This is a genomic window from Ensifer sp. LBL (assembly GCF_050435225.1).
Taxonomy (GTDB): Bacteria; Pseudomonadota; Alphaproteobacteria; order Rhizobiales; family Rhizobiaceae; genus Ensifer.
On the sequence record NZ_JBNDJY010000007.1, the window covers coordinates 50,621 to 67,765 of the forward strand.

The following is a 17,145-nucleotide window of genomic DNA, read 5'->3' on the forward strand; positions in this document are numbered from 1 at the left end:
AAGGAAAACCCGGCGATCCGCCGGGTTTTTCTTTGCTCAAATCCTGTCCCGTTCAGCTTCCCGCAGCCGGGGCAAGCGCAGCGCTGATCAGCGCCTTGGCATCGTCGCTGTCCCAGGCGGCCGGGCCGTTCATCGAGCCGATCAGGCAGCCCTTGTCGTCGAGCAGCAAGGTTGCCGGCAGACCGAAAGCCAGGCCTTCCTTCTTCATGTTGTTGAACACGCCCATCGATGCGTCGCGGTAATAGCCAAGCGCGTGCACGGCGGTCTCGTCGAGGAAAGCCTTCGGCTTCTCGTCGTCGCCGACATCGATATTGATCGCCACCACTTCGAACTTGTCGCTGCCGAGCGACTTCTGCAGGGCGTTCAAGGCCGGCATTTCTTCGCGGCAGGGCACACACCAGGTGGCCCAGAGATTGACGAGCAGGGTCTTGCCGGCAAAGGCCGAGACATTGGTCGGCTTGCCGTCCGGGCCGTTAAAGTCGAGCGCGATCGGCCGCGGTGCCGACGCCGGCGACATCGCGGCGACCTGCCCCTTCATGAAGGGCGTCAGCGAGGCGACCTTGGCCGAGGTCAGCGGGCAGCTGGCTGCAGCCGTTTCGGCCGTCTCGCCATTGCCAGACCCGGTCTCCTTCACGTATACCGCTGCCGCACCGACGATCACGCCGAACAGGGCGGCGAGCGCGAACAGTTTCACGGCCGGGGGGGATTTCTTCTGGTCGGGCATTTCATTCTCCAAGGCGGGCATTCTTCATGGCTGACGGCAATTCCGAGACGAAATCCTCCAACCAGATGTGGGGCGGTCGCTTTGCCTCGGGTCCGGACGCGATCATGGAGGAAATAAATGCCTCGATCGGCTTCGACAAGAAGCTCTATGCCCAGGACATCCGCGGCTCAATAGCGCATGCGACGATGCTGGCGCATCAAGGCATCATTTCGACTGAGGACAAAGACAAGATCGTTCACGGTCTGAACACGATCCTGTCAGAGATCGAAAGCGGTGCGTTCGAGTTTTCGCGCCGCCTCGAAGACATCCACATGAATATCGAAGCCCGGCTCGCGACCCTCATCGGTCCCGCCGCCGGCCGCCTGCACACCGCCCGCTCGCGCAACGACCAGGTGGCGCTCGACTTCCGCCTCTGGGTCAAGGAAGAGCTGCAGCGGACCGAGAAGGCGCTGACGGCGCTGATCGCCGCCTTCCTCGACCGCGCCGAGGAACATGCCGATACCGTCATGCCCGGCTTCACCCACCTGCAGACCGCACAGCCCGTTACCTTTGGCCACCATTGCATGGCCTATGTCGAGATGTTTGGCCGCGACCGCTCGCGCGTGCGCCACGCCATCGAGCACATGGACGAAAGCCCGATCGGCGCCGCAGCCCTTGCCGGCACCGGCTTCCCGATCGACCGGCATATGACCGCCAAGGCGCTCGGCTTTGCCGGCCCGACCCGCAACTCGATCGACACGGTATCGGACCGCGACTTCGCGCTCGAATTCCTGTCGATGGCCTCGATCACCGCCACGCACCTGTCGCGCCTTGCCGAAGAGATCGTCATCTGGTCGACGCCGCAGTTCGGCTTCATCCGCCTGTCAGATGCGTTCTCGACCGGCTCCTCGATCATGCCGCAGAAGAAGAACCCGGATGCAGCCGAACTGGTGCGCGCCAAGACCGGCCGCATCAACGGCTCGTTGGTCGCGCTGCTCACGGTCATGAAGGGCCTGCCGCTCGCCTATTCCAAGGACATGCAGGAAGACAAGGAACAGGTCTTCGACGCTGCCGAAAGCCTCGAACTGGCGATCGCCGCCATGACCGGCATGGTGCGTGACGTGACCATCCGCACCGACCGCATGAAGGCGGCCGCCGGGTCCGGCTATTCGACCGCGACCGACCTTGCCGACTGGCTGGTGCGTGAAGCGGGCCTCCCCTTCCGCGACGCCCACCATGTCACCGGCCGCGCCGTGGCGCTTGCCGAACAGAAGAGCTGCGATCTCGCGGATCTTTCGCTTGCCGACCTGCAGTCCATCCATGCCGACATCACCGACAAGGTCTTCGATGTCCTGACGGTCGAAGCCTCCGTGGCCAGCCGAACCTCCTTTGGCGGCACCGCGCCGAACGAGGTCCGCAAGCAGATCGCCTGGTGGCGCGCCCGCAACTAAGGCATCCGCGCCAAGCCCGCTGCGGGCGGTTCCTCGCCCGCAGAAACAGGGTGCACAAGTGCCTGAAAAATCGGTAAGACATCGCACCTGCATCAGTTCCCGCGAAGGAAAATCACGATGACATTCACGAAGGCGGCCCGGCTTGCACTTCTGCTGGCGATCCCCGGGCTGGTTCTTGTCGGTTGCGGACGCAAAGGCGACCTCGATCGCCCCGGCTCGACCGCGCCGATCAACACCAAGGCGCCGGCAGGAACTGTCGAGCAGAAGGAAAAAGCGGACGAGCGTTCGTTCCTGCTCGATCCCCTCCTCTAGTAGAAATTATGCAATTCCGAACGGAAGCCGCTTCGCACTTTCCTGGAATTGCTCAAAGCCGAGCTGCCTGACGTGAACCATTTTCAGTACCGCGACGGAATTCTCTACGCCGAAGATGTGCCGGTGACCGATATCGCCCGCGCCGTCGGCACGCCCTTCTATTGCTACTCGACCGCCACGCTCGAGCGCCACTACACGGTGTTCTCCAAGGCTTTTGCCGATGTGGATGCGATGGTCTGCTATGCGATGAAGGCCAACTCGAACCAGGCCGTGCTGAAGACGCTCGGCCGCCTCGGCGCCGGCGTCGACGTCGTCTCGGGCGGTGAGCTGCGCCGCGCGCTTGCAGCCGGCATCCCGGCAAGCCGCATCATGTTCTCCGGCGTCGGCAAGACGCCGCTGGAAATGGATCTCGCACTGGAAGCCGGCATCTACTGCTTCAACGTCGAGTCCGAGCCGGAACTCGAAGTGCTCAACCAGCGCGCCGTGCGTGCCGGCAAGCGCGCCCATGTCTCCTTCCGCATCAATCCGGATGTGGATGCCGGCACGCATGCGAAGATCTCGACCGGCAAGAAGGAAAACAAGTTCGGCATTTCGTGGGAGCGCGCCCGCGCCGTCTACGCCCATGCCGCAACCCTGCCCGGCATCCAGGTGACCGGCATCGACATGCATATCGGCAGCCAGATCACCGAGCTGCAGCCCTTCGACGCCGCTTTCAAGCTGCTGCGCGAACTGGTCGACACGCTCCGCTCCGACGGCCATTCGATCGATCACGTCGACATCGGCGGCGGCCTCGGCATTCCCTACAAGGACGACAACAATCCGCCGCCGCTGCCGGATGCCTATGCGGAAATCGTCAAGAGCCAGTTGCAGTCGCTCGGCTGCAAGATCGTCACCGAGCCGGGCCGGCTGATCGTCGGCAATGCCGGCATTCTGGTGACAGAAGTCATCTATGTGAAGGACGGCGGCGACAAGACCTTCGTCATCGTCGACGGTGCGATGAACGATCTCATCCGCCCGACCCTCTATGAGGCCTATCACGAGATCCGCCCGGTCCGCATTTCCGCCGCCAACGCGCCGCGCATCCGCGCCGACGTCGTGGGCCCGGTCTGCGAAACCGGCGACTATCTGGCGCTCGACCGCGAGATGGCGATGCCGAAGCCCGGCGATCTCTTCGCCATCAGCTCGGCCGGTGCCTACGGCGCCGTGCAGGCCAGCACCTACAATTCTCGCCTGCTGATCCCCGAAGTTTTGGTCAAGGGCGACCGTTTCCACGTCATCCGTCCGCGCCAGGACTATGATGCGCTGATCGGTCTTGATTCGGTGCCGGACTGGCTCGACTGAGCCGTCCTGCCGCAGCAACGACAATCTGTGGATCGGCCGTGCGGACGATCACGATTGTGTTTGCGCCCTCGTCTTCGCCACAAACGATGGTATCCTGAACGCAAGCGGGATAGGCGAAGCTGCGTGCTTTTTTGAGCGCGGCCGTCGCCTCACTATATTGGGTCAGCCACAAGCGTTGATGGGCGACCGAAAGGAAACTTGGGCGGATGACGCAATTCCGGCAGGATGAAACGCCACAACCAAAGCCGTTTTCGAGAACTCTGGCGCTGAAGAGATGGCTGGCGCGCGCCGTGCTGGTCGCTGAGCAGGTCCTGCCGCGCATCCTTCTGCCGGGCTCCGTCGCCCTTCTGTTTCTTGCCTTCGCCTGGCTCGGTTTCTTTCGCGCAGCGCCTTTCTGGCTGCATGCGGCGGCCCTCTTTGCTTTCGCCCTAGCCTTCCTCGCGTCCCTCGTCCCGCTCAGTCGGGTCCGCCTGCCCGCGAACGCCGATGCCGATCGCATGCTGGAAGAGCGCAACGCTCTGCCGCATCAGGCGATCCGCGTCCAGGACGATCGCCCCGCGACCGACAATCCCCTGGGCGAGGCGCTCTGGCGCGAACACCAGGCGCGCATGGCGCGAATGATCGGCGCGCTCGATACCGGCCTGCCGCGGCCCGATATCGCCAGGCACGATCCCTTCGCGCTCAGGGCCGTGCCGGTGCTTCTCGCCTGCGTCGCCTTTGCCTATTCCTATTCCAACCGCGCCGGATTGCTGAGCGATGCCTTCCGGCTGCCGCAGACGTCAATCGAGGCTGCCAATATCCGCGTCGATGCCTGGGTGACGCCGCCGCCCTATACCGGGCGGGCGCCGATCTTCCTGACGGGCAAGCCCGAAGCCGCCGCGGCCGTGAATGAGGACGCCGGGGCGATCACCATTCCGCAGTTCAGCGATATCACCGTCAGGATCACCGGCGCCGGTGCGGACGCGTCCGTACGCTACGCGGAAACCGGTGCGAGCGAACCGATCATCATTCCGGTGGCCGGCGAGAAGGCCGAGCAAAAACAGACCGAGCCGCAAGTGGGCGAAGCCGGGCCGAAGGTCGCCGAAGTGGCTGCAACCGAGCCGGCACGCAACGCGACCGCCGTCCGCAACCACGTCTACAAGGTCGTCAAGGACGGCGAACTCATGGTCGGCAGCCAGCGCTGGGCGTTCAAGATCACCCCGGACGGCGTGCCTCAGATCGCCTTTGACGGGATCCCTCATCCGACCGTCAACGCAGCTCTCGAAATCACGTTCACGGCCAACGACGACTACGGCATCGCCCAGGCCTGGGCTGAGATCAAGCCGCTCGAGGAACCGGAAGAAGGCGCCCGCGCGCTCTATCCGCTGCCGGAGTACCGGCTCGATCTGCCGCGCCGCAATGCGCGCGAGGCAAAGGGCACGACCAGCCGGAACCTCAGCGAGCATCCGCTTGCCGGCAAGCGGGTAGAGGTGACGCTCGTCGCCCGGGATGCTGCCGGACAGGAAGGCCGCAGCCCGCCGCACGAGATGATCCTGCCTGCCCGCCAGTTCTCGCAGCCGCTCGCCGGTGCCGTCGCCGAGCAGCGCCAGGTCTTCGCGCTCAATGCCAACGACCTGCCGCGCGCCATCGATCTCAACGACGCCGTCACCTCGCTTGCCGAGGACTGGATCCCGAACCTCACCCATTTCCTGCTGTTGAAATCGGCGCGCACCCGCATGGCGCTCGCCTATAACGACGACATGTTACGCGATGCCGCCGGATACCTGTGGGAGATCGCGCTCGGGATCGAGGATGGCGACCTGTCGCTTGCCGAGCGCCGTCTGCGCGAAGCCCAGCAGGCGCTGTCGGATGCGCTGGAGCGCAACGCTTCGGACCAGGAAATCGCCAAGCTGATGCAGGAACTGCGCCAGGCGATGCAGCAATACATGCAGGCGCTCGCCGAGCAGGCGATGAAAAATCCACGCATGACCGGCAAGCTCGACCCGAACAACATCCTGCGCCAGCAGGACCTCGAGAAGATGATGAACCAGATCGAGAACCTGGCACGGTCGGGCGCACGCGATCAGGCACAGCAGATGCTCTCGGAACTGCAGCGCATGATGAACAACCTGCAGGCTGGCCGCGGACAGCAGCAGATGGGCGAGCAGAACGACGCCATGCGCCAGCAGATGGACAAGCTCGGCAAGCTGATGCAGCAGCAGCAACAACTGATGGACGAGACCTTCAAGTTCGACCAGGCCCTGCGCGACCGGATGCAGCGCGGCGACCCGCTGCAGGGCGAGGACAACGAGCTCTTCGGTCAGGAAATGCCGCAGGACCCGGGGCAGCAGGGCGATCCGAACGGTCAGCCCAATCCGCTCGACGACATGACGGCCGAACAACTGAAGGACGCGCTGAAGCAGCTGAAAGAGCAGCAGGACGCGCTTGGAAAGCAGCTCGGCGAGCTGAACAAGGGCCTGGAAAGCATGGGCATCAAGCCCGGCAAGGGCTTTGGTGAAGCCAAGCGCGAAATGGACGGCGCTTCCGGCGCGCTCGGCAAGGGCCAGGGCGAACAGGCCGTCGGCAATCAGGGCCGCGCGCTACAGGCGCTGCGCCAGGGCGCCCAGGACATGATGAACCAGATGCAGGGCCAAGGTCAGGGCGGCCCTGGCATGGGCGTGCCGCAATACGGTCAAAACGGCCGCGATCCCCTGGGACGGCGACAACAGAATCTCGGCCCGAATTTCGGCGACCAGGTCAAGGTTCCAGACGAGATCGATTCCCAGCGCGCCCGGCAGATCCTGGATGAGATTCGCCGCAGGCTCGGCGACAGCCTGTCGCCGGAGCAGGAGCGGCAGTACCTCGAACGCCTGCTCGACATGCGCTGAGCGGAGCATCCGCCCGGCTTCGGCCGCTTGCCCCATCACGGCAGAACATGACAACGCCACCCGTCGCATCGAAATCGCTGCGGCGGGTGGCGGTCTTGTTGCTGTAATGCAGGTCGGTGGATCTGCCCGTCAGGCGGCCAGCGCCAGAGCGACTGCCTTGCGGATATCGGGAAGGGAAAAGGGCTTGGAGATGACGTCGACGATCTTGTCGGTGAGATCGTCAGCCCGCTCGCGCTGCTCGGCATAGCCTGTCATCAGCAGGATCTTCATGGCCGGAAAGGCGGCCGACGCCTGGTGCGTCAACTCGATGCCATCCATCACGGGCATGCGGATATCGGAAAGCAGAAGGTCGAAGGCCTGGGCCTCCAGGCAGGCAAGGCCATCGGCCCCATCGCCCGCTTCAACCGTCTCGTGGCCGTCGAGCCTCAGGGCCCGCGCGACGAAGGAACGCAATGCATCCTCGTCCTCGGTAATCAGGATCTTCGCCATCATGGCCTCCGCGTTCGCTTCCGAGTCCGGCGTTCACGCCGGCACCCGCACCTGATCCAAAGGTACAGCGGGCGTGGATCATCGGGAGACACACTGGCGCTGCAGCGCCGCCGATCCTCGTCGAGAATCACTGCGGCACGCACCAAAACAACCAGTTTTTCGTTTGTGTTCGGTAAACGCCGAACGACTGGATTTCAGGGCGCATGCCCCAAAACGGGACGTTTACTCGGCGTCGCCGGTGACAACGCCAACAAACGGCAGCTCGCGGAAGGCATAGGCGACGTCCATGCCATAGCCGACGACGAAGTGATCGGGGCATTCGAAGCCGACATAATCCGCCTCGAGCTCGACCTTGCGCTTGACCCGCTTGTCGAGCAGCACCGCGATCGTCACGTTGCGGGCGCCGCGCTCGTACATCAGTTCCTTGGCAAAGCGCAGCGTGCGGCCGGATTCCAGAATGTCGTCGATCAGCAGAACGTCGCGCCCATGCACGTCGCTGTCGATGTCCTTGGTGATCTTGACGCCCTGCGAAACGGTGCCGGTGCCGTAGCTCGACAGCGTGATGAACTCGACTTCCGGAGCAAGACCAGCCGTATGCATCGAGCGGATCAGATCGGCCGCGAAGATGAACGATCCCTTGAGCACCGCGATCACCAGCAGATCCTTGTGCGGGCCGTTGACGATCATTCCGGCAAGCTCGCTGTTGCGGGCAGCGATCGTTTCAGCCGTATAGAGAGGTTCGATATTCTTACCGCGAACAACGGGCATCAGGGCTTCTCCAGCGTTTCATGCGGAAGACCTCGGCCTTCCCGTTGCCGCCGCTTAGCACAATCAGCGGGCCGAAACACCGTTTTCGGCGAAGGAAACCGCGACTTCGGGCATTTTTCCACCTGCATAGGGCAGTCTCGTCATGAAATGACGGCTCTCACCGGGCGCAATGGCAGCCCCCTCGGGCATCACCCGCGTCGTCGTGACCTTGCGGCCGTTGGCGGTGATCTCCACCACGACCTGCGGCAAACGCTGCTCGACATCGGAGCGATTGTCGATCGAGCCATAGACGGACAGCACGCGCATGCCACCGGAATAGTCGAGCCCGCTCTTGATGCCGGAAATCGCCAGCGGCTGGACGTCGGCCTGTCCGTCACCGGCAAAGCCGACGATCGCCAGGAAAGATGCAAGCGCAACCCCCGCCACCATCCCGGCAAAGCGGCGTGCCGGCATGTCGCGAAGCCGCGTTTCAGCAAGACGAAGCAATCGGCCGCCGAGCGACGGCTCCTGCTCCACGACCGTCAGCGTCGGCCGCCGGCGGCTGCCGGTCTTCGCATTGTCATTGAACACCGGATAGGGCGTGCGACGCGACGAGGCGGAAATCACCTCGAATTCCGCATCGACGACGTCGGCGCGCCGCGGCGCTGTAGCCCCCTCGCGTCCGCCGCGCTCCGGCGGCAGGAAGTCGGTATAGGCGCTGCTGCTGGCGGACTTGGTCCGGAATGCCTGCATGATCATTTCCTCCTGTCCCGCAAGAGAACACGGCCGCAGGCGGCCGGCTTGTCTGCGAAACCCTCGGGCAATGGCGAGCCCCTTGCGGTGCAAGAACTAGGCATTGCATCAAATCTTTCCGACACGTAAACCGGAATGGTTAATGTTTCGGAAAGACGTCGCGAAAGCGGCGCGTTTTCATGAAAAATTAACCGTCACTTAACCATGATTCCGCTGGCGGTTTTGCCTTTCCTGGCTGGTCGTCCTATGCGCGGAGGACCGGAACCGGCCATCGGTTGCAGGGCCGTAAGAGAGACTGGGCTGCCGCTTGATTCACTTTGAGAACGTCGGACTGCGCTATGGCATGGGACCGGAAATCCTCCGGGACCTGACCTTCGACATTCCACGCCGTTCGTTCCAGTTCCTGACGGGCCCGTCGGGTGCCGGCAAGACGACACTGCTGCGGCTTCTTTTCCTCTCGCTGCAGCCGACACGCGGCCTGATCCGGATGTTCGACCGCAACATTTCGTCGATCCCGCGGGAGGAATTCCCGATGCTGCGCCGGCGCGTCGGCATCGTCTTCCAGGATTTCCGCCTGCTCGAACATCTCACGACCTACGAGAACGTTGCGTTGCCTTTGCGCGTGCGTGGCAAGGAAGAGGCGAGCTACCGGGCCGACGTGATAGAACTCTTGAAATGGGTGGGCCTTGGTGAACGCATCAACGTGCTGCCGCCGGTGCTTTCCGGTGGCGAAAAACAGCGTGCGGCCATCGCCCGGGCACTGATCGACCGGCCGGAGATCCTGCTTGCCGACGAGCCGACCGGCAACGTCGATCCGCCGATGGCAAGGCGCCTGCTCAATCTCTTCCTCGAGCTCAACCGGCTCGGCACGGCGGTCGTCATCGCCACCCACGATCTGTCGTTGATGGACCAGGTGGAGGCGCGGCGCATGATCCTTTCGCAAGGGCGGCTCGACATCTATGAGTGACAGCCGCACGGAACGCCAGAAGGACGTGCCCGAACAGGCACCGGAGGCGCAACAGCGCCGGACCGAAATGCGCGTGCGCCCGACCGGCCCGATCGTGCCGTCGAGCAATGTGTCCGGCAATGCGCTGATGTGCGTCATCGCCATCATGTCGTTCCTCGCCTGCCTCACGCTCGGCGGCGTCAGCATGGTGCGAGCCACGGCCCAGAGCTGGCAATCGCAGATCTCCCGCGAGATCACCATCCAGATCAAGCCCGACGACAGCCTCGACATGGAAAAGGCGCTCGCGGATGCGCGCGACCTGGCGCTGACCTTCAGCGGCACGACGGACGGCAAGATCGTCGACCGGGCCGCAACCGCCCGCCTGCTCGAACCCTGGCTCGGCGAAGGCCTCGATCTCGACGAGTTGCCCGTCCCGCGCCTCGTCATCATCACCATCGACGAAAACAACCCGCCCGACTTTGCGGCCATGCGCAAGGCACTGACCGAAATCATCCCGCAGGCCTTCCTCGACGACCACCGCACCTGGGTCGACCGGCTGGTCGCCATGGCCAACACCACGGCGATGATCGGCACCGGCGTCTTGGCGCTGGTCTTCTCCGCCATGGTGCTGACGGTGGTCTTCGCCACGCGCGGCGCGCTGTCAGGCAACCGCCACATCGTCGAGGTGCTGCATTTCGTCGGTGCCGAAGCCGGCTTCGTCGCGTCGGAATTCCAGAAACATTTCTTGAGGATCAGCCTCAAGGGCGCCGGTGCTGGCGGCCTGCTCGCGGCACTTTTCTTTGCGCTGGCGGGGTTCTGGCAGTCGCGGACCCTGGCGACCCCCGAGACGGATCAGGCCACCGCCCTCTTCGGAACCTTCGCCATCGGTTACGGCGGCTATCTTGGCATCGCCGCGATCATCGTCGTCATCGCCATCCTGACGACGGTTACGGCGCGGCTGACGGTGACCCGCACGATCTACGAAATCGACCTCATCCGCTCGGACCCCGGCCGTACCGACCTCTACCAAAGCTGAGCCACCTGATGTTTCGCCGCCACTCGATCTATTCCTTGCCGCAATCTGCGGCTATGTGAAGAGAATCATGATGGCGCGAGAACTACGCGGGAACGGAATGGCCGGAGGAGACAAATGGCACGGGAAAGCCGATGATCGCCGGCGGTCCCGCAGTCTCCTGCGCAAAATCCTCCGCCGCACCTTCTTCGTCCTGCTCCTGCCGCTGGCAATCCTGATCGCCGCCTTCCTGAATTTTGCCGACACGGTGGCGTCGCTGCAGCCGCCCGGCCATCCCAAGGCCGATGCGATCGTGGTCCTCACCGGCGGCTTCCAGCGGATCGACCAGGCGGTCGATCTTTTGAAAGGCGGCGCCGGCAAGCGCCTGCTGATCTCCGGGGTTCACCCGACGACGACAGGCAGCCAGATCCGCCGCAACACCCAGAGTTCGGCCGATCTTTTCAAGTGCTGCGTCGACATCGGCCATGAGGCGATCGACACCATCGGCAATGCGACCGAAGCGGCGCAGTGGATCCGCGATCGTGGCTACGCGACCGTGCTTGTCGTCACCAACAATTATCACATGCCGCGAAGCCTGCTGGAGCTTCGCCGCGCCCGGCCGGAAACGGAGTTCATCCCCTACCCAGTCGTCAACTCCGATCTGAAGACGACAAACTGGCTGCGCAATCCGATGGTGCTGAAGTCGATCCTTCTGGAATTCGGCAAGTATACGGTGGCGTCGATACGCGACCTCGCCGGCGCCCGCCCGACCAACGGCCTGCGCACCGATGCCTCGCGCGCGACACCCGCCGAAGAATAGGCCGGCAGGAACGCCCTTCCCCGCTGCAAAGTGAAACAGAGCAGTTTTCCTTCAGCACTTAATCGTGTAGGCAGCGAACAACCGGCTCAAAGACGCCGGTCCCCTTGAGACCTCGCCTACGAGAGCGTGCCTGATGATCGTCTTGCGTTCGATCCTTTTCAACGTGGTGTTCTACGCCAATCTGATCGTGCAGATGATCGTGCTGACCCCGATCTACTTCCTGCTGCCGCGCAAGAAGGCGTGGTTCGTGCCGAAGAACTGGGTTCGCAGCAACCACTGGCTCCTTGAAAAGATGGTCGGCACGACCTTCGAGATCGAAGGCCTGGAGAACATTCCGAACGGGCCCTACATCTTCGCGCCCAAGCACCAGTCCTTCTGGGACGCCTACGCGCTGCTGCCGTGGCTGAACGACCCCTTCTACATCCTGAAGCGCGAACTGACCTGGATCCCGCTCTTCGGCTGGTACATCCTCAAGCAGCGCATGGTGCCGGTGAACCGCGCGGCGCGCGGCAAGGCGATGACCAGCGTCATGGATCGCACCAAGCAGGAAATGGCGACGGGCCGCGAGCTCATCATCTACCCGGAAGGCACCCGTCGTCCGCCGGGCGCGCCTCCGGAATACAAGTACGGCATCGCCCGCCTCTATCGCGATCTGAACGTGCCGGTCGTACCGGTGGCCATGCATCCGGGCCTGTTCTGGCCGCGCCGCAAGTTCCTGCGCTTTCCGGGCCACTTCAAGGTCCGCATCCTGCCGCCGGTCGAGGCCGGCATGGATCCGGACGCTTTCCTCAAGAAGCTTGTCGAGGTAACGGAAAAGGCCAGTGACGAACTGCTCGTGGAAACGGTGAAGGCCAATCCGCACGTACCGCTGCCGCCGACCGCCGAGCAGCGGATGAAGGAACTGAAGGCCGAAGGCCGGGCCTGATCCTTCAGGGCCCTGCCGGATGCGGCGCCTGCCGCAGCAATCCGACCACCTCTTCCAGCCAATGATCGCGGATGCCCATTTCCTTGAGATGGGCGAGCGTGTTGAACACGTATTCGCTGTTCGGCCCGGATTTTCCCGTCGAAACCGAGACGATGCCGGCCGCCTCCGCAGTCGTCAGCGCGCCCGCATACTGGACATGGCCGCGATCGATGACATAGGCGAGCGCAGGCACGCGGCGGCCGTCGGCAAGCAGCACCGGCATGGTGCGCTCCTTGTAGACGTGGGTCACCAGTTCGCGCTCGCGCAGATAGTCGACGACACCGGCCTGCTGTCCGCGTTGGACGCGAAACGCCGTCCCGATGCAGGAGCCGCCACGGTCGAGCCCGAGCACCAGGCCCGGCCGCTGCTCGGTGCCGCGGTGAACCCAGGAACGCACGCAGAGCGAGCGGCGAAATCCGAAGGCGCGCGCCGTCAGCTTCTCCTCGAACGCAAAGCCCGGGTTCCACATCAGCGAGCCGTAGCCAAAGACCCAAAATTCGTCCATATCCACTGTCATTCAACCCGCGCTGCTGTTCTCACTGCCGAATCACGATCGGTCGCGTGGGACGGTGAGCCATTTCGGTTTCTACGGCACAGCATCCCGGCACGAAAGAGACAAGCTCGTCCTCCTGCGGCCGAAGGAAAGAATAGTTTTGCGGATCGACGGCGCCACCCGAAAGGCAGCCTCCATCCTGTTTTGAGTGAGGTACCCGCGCCCATGTCGGCCACCGCAGTCTCCAACCCATCGCCGGTCAGCCGGAAATTCCGCTGGCTCATGGCAGGCATCGTGCTTGTCACCGGCGTTTATTCGGCCGGCTGGTTCTTTGCCGCCGACCAGATCGAGAAGCGGCTGACGGCCCGCCTCGCCGAAGGACAGGCGGCCGGCCTCGGCGGCGAATGCACCAACATGGACGTGCGTGGCTTCCCGTTCCGCATCGGCCTCTTCTGCGACAAGGTGCATCTCGACGACACCCGCAACGGCACCTCTGCTTCCTTTGGAGCACTGAGGACCGCCGCCCAGGTCTACCAGCCCGGCCATGCGGTGATCGAACTCGACGGCCCTGCCGAGATCCGGGCTTCCCCTGGCCTCAACGTGTTTGCCGACTGGACGCTGCTGCATGCGAGCGTGCGCGCGACCCTGTCCGGTGTCGACCAAACGTCGCTCACCTATGACAACCTCACCGGCCGCTTACGCCTTCCGCTTTCGGGCGACGGCCTCGGCTTCGGCGCCAGCCACGGCGAAGTGCACCTGCGCCAGAACGGCGCGGACCTCGACGCCGCCTTGAGCGTCGACAAGCTCGACGTTCGGCCCGAAGAAGGCCCGAGCCTCGCACCGCCGGCGACCGTCGCCGCCGACCTGACCTTCACCGACCGGGCCGGGTGGATGACGGCACCGCCGACGCCTGAGATGTTTCGCGGCAGCAAGGGCGAACTGCGCCAGCTTACCCTCGACCTCGGCTCCGGCATGAACGCCAAGCTTTCCGGGCCGTTCTCGGTCAACGATCAGGGGCTGATTTCCGGCGAGTTCTCGCTGACGATGACCAACATCGAAGCCTGGCGCGCCAATCTGGTCACCCTGATCCCGGATGACGCCAATCTCGTCGACAACACCGCAAACATGCTGAAGGCGCTCGCCAACGGCAAGAACGAGGCGACCGTGAAGCTCAACGTGCGCGACGGCACGGCGTTCCTCGCCTTCATCCCGATCGGCGTCCTGCCGACCCTCTAGGCCACGGGTATAAACCGCACAGGAAGGAAGACCGCTCCACGGTCTTCCCCGGCCTGCTCAAGGCTATTTCTGGTCCATCGCATGGCGGCCGAAGTCCGGCATCGCCGTGTCCTGGCCTGCCTGGATGATCGAGCGGCGAATGGCCCGGGTGCGGGTAAAGAGATCGAACAGCTTGTCGCCATCACCCCAGCGGATCGCCCGCTGCAGATAGGCAAGATCTTCCGAAAACCGCGCCAGCATCTCCAGGATCGCATCCTTGTTGTGCAGGCAGACGTCGCGCCACATGGTGGGGTCGGATGCCGCCAGGCGCGTGAAATCGCGGAAGCCCGAAGCCGAATATTTGATGACTTCGGATTCGGTGACGGTCTCGAGATCGTCAGCCGTGCCGACGATGTTGTAGGCGATGATGTGCGGCAGGTGCGAAACGATCGCCAGCACCTTGTCGTGGTGTTCGGCGTCCATCTCCTCGACCATCGAGCCGAGCGTTTCCCAGAAAAGCCTGAGCCGCGCCACCGCTTCGCCGTCAGCGCCTTCCGGCGGCGTCAGGATGCACCAGCGGCCGCGGAAGAGCCCGACGAAGCCAGCATCCGGGCCGGAATGCTCGGTACCGGCGATGGGGTGCCCCGGCACGAAATGCACATTCTCGGGCAAATGCGGCGCCATCTGCGCGATCACAGAGCCCTTGGTCGAGCCGACGTCGGTGACGATGGCGCCCGGCTTCAGATGCGCTGCGATCTCGGCGGCAACCGCGCCGGACGCGCCGACCGGGACCGAGACGATGACGAGGTCCGCATCGCGAACGGCGTCGGCGGCCGACAGCGTATAGCGATCGCCGAGCCCGAGTTCCTGCGTCCGCTTCAGCGTCGCCTCGCTGCGGGTGGAAACGACGAGCGTGCCGGCAAGCTGCTTCTCGCGGATTTCGCGCGCGATCGACGAACCGATGAGACCAATGCCGATAAGGGCGATCGTTTCAAACTGCTGAGCCATTATTTCCGTCCCATGAATTCGGTCAGCGCCGCGATGACGCCTTCGTTGGCTTCTTCGGAGCCGATGGTCATGCGCAAGGCATTGGGAAAGCCGTAGCTGCGGACCGCCCTCAGGATAAAGCCGCGGTGGGTGAGGAACGCGTCGGCCTCCTCCGCGCGCTTGCCGGGCTCGTCGGGGAAATGGATCAGCACGAAATTCGTGACCGAGGGCGTGATGCGAAGACCGATCGCGGCGAGCGCTTCGGCAACGCGGGCAAGCCAGGTGAGGTTGTGATCAACCGCCGTTGCGACAAAGGCCTGGTCACGGATCGCCGCAGCACCCGCCGCGATGGAGGGCGCGCTGAGATTGAAGGGGCCCCGGACCCGGTTGACGGCGTCGATCACCTCCGCCGGCGCATACATCCAGCCGATCCTGAGGCCCGCGAGGCCATAGATCTTCGAGAAGGTGCGCGTCATCACCACATTGCGGCTGGCCGAAACCAGCTCAAGCCCGGCGGCGTAGTCGTTGCGGCGCACATACTCGGCATAGGCCGCATCGAGAACCAGGAGCACGCCATCCGGCAGGCCCGCATGCAGCCGGCGCACTTCGTCGATGGGGATATAGGTGCCCGTCGGATTGGCGGGATTGGCGAGAAAGACCATCTTGGTCCGCTCGGTTACGGCCGCCAGAATGGCATCGACGTCGACGCGCGCATCCCTTTCCTTGACGGTCACGGGCGTGGCGCCCGACGCCAGGATCTCGATCTTGTAGACCAGGAACCCGTGCTCCGTGATGATGCCCTCGTCACCGGGACCAAGATAGGTGCGGCAGACAAGAGCGAGCAATTCGTCGGAACCGTTGCCGCACATGATGTTTGCCGGGTTGAGGCCATGAACCGCGCCGATCGCCTCACGCAGCGCCTTGGCCTGGCCATCCGGATAACGCTCCAGATTGAAGGCCGCCGCCTGGAAGGCTTCGATCGCCTTCGGGCTGGCACCGAGCGGCGTCTCGTTCGACGACAGCTTATGCACCTTGGCGACACCCGGCGCATGCTCCTTGCCCGGTACATAGGCGTCGATATCGAGGATGCCGGAACGCGGCTCAGGGCTCTTCGAAGCAAGGCTCATGGGGTCAGCTTTCTATGGCCATCAGGGTGCCACAGCGGCCTTTGGTGCGCCTTGGGAGGCGCGGGGCGCTATGGCAGGAAAAGAGGTCAAGCCATTACCGGCGCAAGCGGCTTTTGTCGAGGGTCCGCCGCCTGGACGTAAGCCTTATCGGGTGAGGCGTGGCTGTTCGCGCGTGCTCGGCACGCCCTGTGGCGCCAGCACCGGCACGAAGACGCGGCGGGACGCGCGGGCTGCGACCGGCAGCCCCTGGTAAAGCCGCTTCTGCGCCTCGACGACGATGACACCGGAAAAGACCGGCCAGAGCCAGCGGCCGAGCCGCTCGAAGCCCCGCCGCAGCCGCAGGATCGCCCGGAGCTTCGACGGCGGGAAGAACAGCGCGTCTGCCGTCGCGCCCGGCGTGAAATTGGTCTCGCGCAAGAGCGCCGTCAGTTGCCCACGGGAATAGGGCCGGCCGGAACCGAAGGGCGTATGCTCCATGCGCGCCCAGACGCCGCGCCGGTTGGGCACGACGATCACAAGCCGCCCGCCCGGCGCCAGCACCCGCCAGATCTCCTTCATCGTCTCGCGCGGACTTTCGGCGAATTCCAGCGAATGCACCATCAGCACCCGGTCGATCGACGCGTCCGGCAGCGGCAACTCCTCGTCGAACACCAGCGCCGTCGAGGAAAGCTCGGCAACCGGCCAGTTCACCGCACCCTGGCCCGCGGGCATGAAGGCGAAGGTGCGCTCCGTGTCCTTGCGGAACCGTTCGAGATAGGGAACGGCATAACCGAGGCCGACCAGCCGCTCGTCCGGCAGGCGCGCCCAGACGGACGAAAGCGCCATGGTGACGGATTGCTCCGCCATCCGGCCAAGCTCGGAGTGATAGAATTCGCGAAGGTCGACGATATCGGTATGCATTCGCAACATGTTAGCTTC

At 64.2% G+C, this 17,145-nt stretch carries 17 protein-coding genes; 9 read left to right on the top strand and 8 right to left on the bottom strand.

Annotation, left to right across the window (positions count from 1 at the left end):
* Nucleotides 1–52: 52 nt before the first annotated feature.
* The gene (tlpA, locus tag OKW20_RS25430; RefSeq protein WP_205237918.1) at nt 53–724 is read right to left on the bottom strand and encodes a thiol:disulfide interchange protein TlpA; all 672 of its coding nucleotides are present in this window, start codon (nt 722–724) and stop codon (nt 53–55) included.
* Nucleotides 725–750: 26 nt separating this feature from the next.
* Between tlpA and argH the strand changes: the two genes are divergently transcribed.
* The 4 genes from argH to OKW20_RS25450 all read left to right on the top strand — a co-directional run bounded on the left by argH (nt 751) and on the right by OKW20_RS25450 (nt 6,674).
* Nucleotides 751–2,154, top strand: a complete 1,404-nt coding sequence (argH, locus tag OKW20_RS25435) for an argininosuccinate lyase (protein ID WP_429176676.1) — start codon at nt 751–753, stop codon at nt 2,152–2,154.
* A 117-nt stretch (nt 2,155–2,271) separates the two neighbouring features.
* On the top strand, nt 2,272–2,466 hold the full coding sequence (lptM, locus tag OKW20_RS25440; RefSeq protein ID WP_034806616.1) for an LPS translocon maturation chaperone LptM: 195 nt from the start codon (nt 2,272–2,274) through the stop codon (nt 2,464–2,466).
* 72 nt (nt 2,467–2,538) lie between these two features.
* The gene (gene lysA, locus OKW20_RS25445) at nt 2,539–3,807 is read left to right on the top strand and encodes a diaminopimelate decarboxylase (RefSeq protein ID WP_043623146.1); all 1,269 of its coding nucleotides are present in this window, start codon (nt 2,539–2,541) and stop codon (nt 3,805–3,807) included.
* A 206-nt stretch (nt 3,808–4,013) separates the two neighbouring features.
* Entirely contained in the window at nt 4,014–6,674 is a 2,661-nt protein-coding gene (locus tag OKW20_RS25450) for a TIGR02302 family protein (RefSeq protein ID WP_429176679.1), read from the top strand.
* A gap of 129 nt (nt 6,675–6,803) precedes the next feature.
* On the opposite strand, the gene OKW20_RS25455 is transcribed toward OKW20_RS25450, so the two are convergent.
* The 3 genes from OKW20_RS25455 to OKW20_RS25465 form a co-directional block, all read right to left on the bottom strand.
* Nucleotides 6,804–7,163, bottom strand: a complete 360-nt coding sequence (locus OKW20_RS25455) for a response regulator (RefSeq protein ID WP_043623067.1) — start codon at nt 7,161–7,163, stop codon at nt 6,804–6,806.
* A 222-nt stretch (nt 7,164–7,385) separates the two neighbouring features.
* Complete coding sequence (gene hpt, locus OKW20_RS25460; RefSeq protein WP_034806612.1) at nt 7,386–7,931, bottom strand: hypoxanthine phosphoribosyltransferase; 546 nt, start codon at nt 7,929–7,931, stop codon at nt 7,386–7,388.
* A 63-nt stretch (nt 7,932–7,994) separates the two neighbouring features.
* Nucleotides 7,995–8,663, bottom strand: coding sequence for a hypothetical protein (locus tag OKW20_RS25465; protein ID WP_429176681.1), 669 nt, complete (start codon nt 8,661–8,663; stop codon nt 7,995–7,997).
* A 307-nt stretch (nt 8,664–8,970) separates the two neighbouring features.
* Between OKW20_RS25465 and ftsE the strand changes: the two genes are divergently transcribed.
* The 4 genes from ftsE (at nt 8,971) to OKW20_RS25485 (ending at nt 12,366) form a co-directional block, all read left to right on the top strand.
* Complete coding sequence (gene ftsE / locus OKW20_RS25470) at nt 8,971–9,630, top strand: cell division ATP-binding protein FtsE (RefSeq protein WP_043623069.1); 660 nt, start codon at nt 8,971–8,973, stop codon at nt 9,628–9,630.
* Nucleotides 9,623–10,645 carry a cell division protein FtsX gene (locus tag OKW20_RS25475; RefSeq protein ID WP_429176684.1) on the top strand — a complete coding sequence of 341 codons (1,023 nt, stop codon included), beginning with the start codon at nt 9,623–9,625 and terminating at the stop codon, nt 10,643–10,645. The genes ftsE and OKW20_RS25475 overlap by 8 nt, the downstream gene beginning before the upstream one ends.
* Nucleotides 10,646–10,742: 97 nt before the next feature.
* Nucleotides 10,743–11,441, top strand: a complete 699-nt coding sequence (locus tag OKW20_RS25480) for a YdcF family protein (RefSeq protein ID WP_429114605.1) — start codon at nt 10,743–10,745, stop codon at nt 11,439–11,441.
* Between the two features lie 133 nt (nt 11,442–11,574).
* Nucleotides 11,575–12,366 (top strand): lysophospholipid acyltransferase family protein, encoded by a 792-nt coding sequence (locus tag OKW20_RS25485; RefSeq protein ID WP_043623076.1) that lies wholly within the window; start codon nt 11,575–11,577, stop codon nt 12,364–12,366.
* A 4-nt stretch (nt 12,367–12,370) separates the two neighbouring features.
* Here the strand turns inward: OKW20_RS25485 and OKW20_RS25490 are convergent, their stop codons facing one another.
* Entirely contained in the window at nt 12,371–12,922 is a 552-nt protein-coding gene (locus tag OKW20_RS25490) for a gamma-glutamylcyclotransferase (RefSeq protein ID WP_052202018.1), read from the bottom strand.
* Between the two features lie 201 nt (nt 12,923–13,123).
* Between OKW20_RS25490 and OKW20_RS25495 the strand changes: the two genes are divergently transcribed.
* Nucleotides 13,124–14,134, top strand: coding sequence for a DUF2125 domain-containing protein (locus tag OKW20_RS25495; protein WP_429176688.1), 1,011 nt, complete (start codon nt 13,124–13,126; stop codon nt 14,132–14,134).
* Between the two features lie 63 nt (nt 14,135–14,197).
* Here OKW20_RS25495 and OKW20_RS25500 read toward each other — a convergent pair whose 3' ends face one another.
* The 3 genes from OKW20_RS25500 to OKW20_RS25510 all read right to left on the bottom strand — a co-directional run bounded on the left by OKW20_RS25500 (nt 14,198) and on the right by OKW20_RS25510 (nt 17,136).
* Nucleotides 14,198–15,121, bottom strand: coding sequence for a prephenate/arogenate dehydrogenase family protein (locus OKW20_RS25500; protein WP_043623081.1), 924 nt, complete (start codon nt 15,119–15,121; stop codon nt 14,198–14,200).
* Nucleotides 15,121–16,227 carry a histidinol-phosphate transaminase gene (gene hisC / locus OKW20_RS25505; protein WP_429176690.1) on the bottom strand — a complete coding sequence of 369 codons (1,107 nt, stop codon included), beginning with the start codon at nt 16,225–16,227 and terminating at the stop codon, nt 15,121–15,123. The genes OKW20_RS25500 and hisC overlap by 1 nt, the downstream gene beginning before the upstream one ends.
* A gap of 144 nt (nt 16,228–16,371) precedes the next feature.
* Nucleotides 16,372–17,136 (bottom strand): class I SAM-dependent methyltransferase, encoded by a 765-nt coding sequence (locus OKW20_RS25510; protein WP_192450648.1) that lies wholly within the window; start codon nt 17,134–17,136, stop codon nt 16,372–16,374.
* Nucleotides 17,137–17,145: the final 9 nt, after the last annotated feature.

What these genes read in the sequence shown, in the direction of transcription:
- lptM (WP_034806616.1), top strand. Translation starts at nt 2,272, where the DNA reads ATGACATTCACGAAGGCGGCCCGGCTTGCACTTCTGCTGGCGATCCCC.
- OKW20_RS25495 (WP_429176688.1), top strand. Translation starts at nt 13,124, where the DNA reads ATGTCGGCCACCGCAGTCTCCAACCCATCGCCGGTCAGCCGGAAATTC.
- OKW20_RS25455 (WP_043623067.1), bottom strand. Translation starts at nt 7,163, where the DNA reads ATGGCGAAGATCCTGATTACCGAGGACGAGGATGCATTGCGTTCCTTC.
- hisC (WP_429176690.1), bottom strand. Translation starts at nt 16,227, where the DNA reads ATGAGCCTTGCTTCGAAGAGCCCTGAGCCGCGTTCCGGCATCCTCGAT.
- OKW20_RS25485 (WP_043623076.1), top strand. Translation starts at nt 11,575, where the DNA reads ATGATCGTCTTGCGTTCGATCCTTTTCAACGTGGTGTTCTACGCCAAT.
- OKW20_RS25450 (WP_429176679.1), top strand. Translation starts at nt 4,014, where the DNA reads ATGACGCAATTCCGGCAGGATGAAACGCCACAACCAAAGCCGTTTTCG.
- OKW20_RS25480 (WP_429114605.1), top strand. Translation starts at nt 10,743, where the DNA reads ATGGCCGGAGGAGACAAATGGCACGGGAAAGCCGATGATCGCCGGCGG.
- OKW20_RS25500 (WP_043623081.1), bottom strand. Translation starts at nt 15,121, where the DNA reads ATGGCTCAGCAGTTTGAAACGATCGCCCTTATCGGCATTGGTCTCATC.
- argH (WP_429176676.1), top strand. Translation starts at nt 751, where the DNA reads ATGGCTGACGGCAATTCCGAGACGAAATCCTCCAACCAGATGTGGGGC.
- OKW20_RS25465 (WP_429176681.1), bottom strand. Translation starts at nt 8,663, where the DNA reads ATGCAGGCATTCCGGACCAAGTCCGCCAGCAGCAGCGCCTATACCGAC.
- OKW20_RS25490 (WP_052202018.1), bottom strand. Translation starts at nt 12,922, where the DNA reads ATGACAGTGGATATGGACGAATTTTGGGTCTTTGGCTACGGCTCGCTG.
- hpt (WP_034806612.1), bottom strand. Translation starts at nt 7,931, where the DNA reads ATGCCCGTTGTTCGCGGTAAGAATATCGAACCTCTCTATACGGCTGAA.
- OKW20_RS25510 (WP_192450648.1), bottom strand. Translation starts at nt 17,136, where the DNA reads ATGTTGCGAATGCATACCGATATCGTCGACCTTCGCGAATTCTATCAC.
- tlpA (WP_205237918.1), bottom strand. Translation starts at nt 724, where the DNA reads ATGCCCGACCAGAAGAAATCCCCCCCGGCCGTGAAACTGTTCGCGCTC.
- OKW20_RS25475 (WP_429176684.1), top strand. Translation starts at nt 9,623, where the DNA reads ATGAGTGACAGCCGCACGGAACGCCAGAAGGACGTGCCCGAACAGGCA.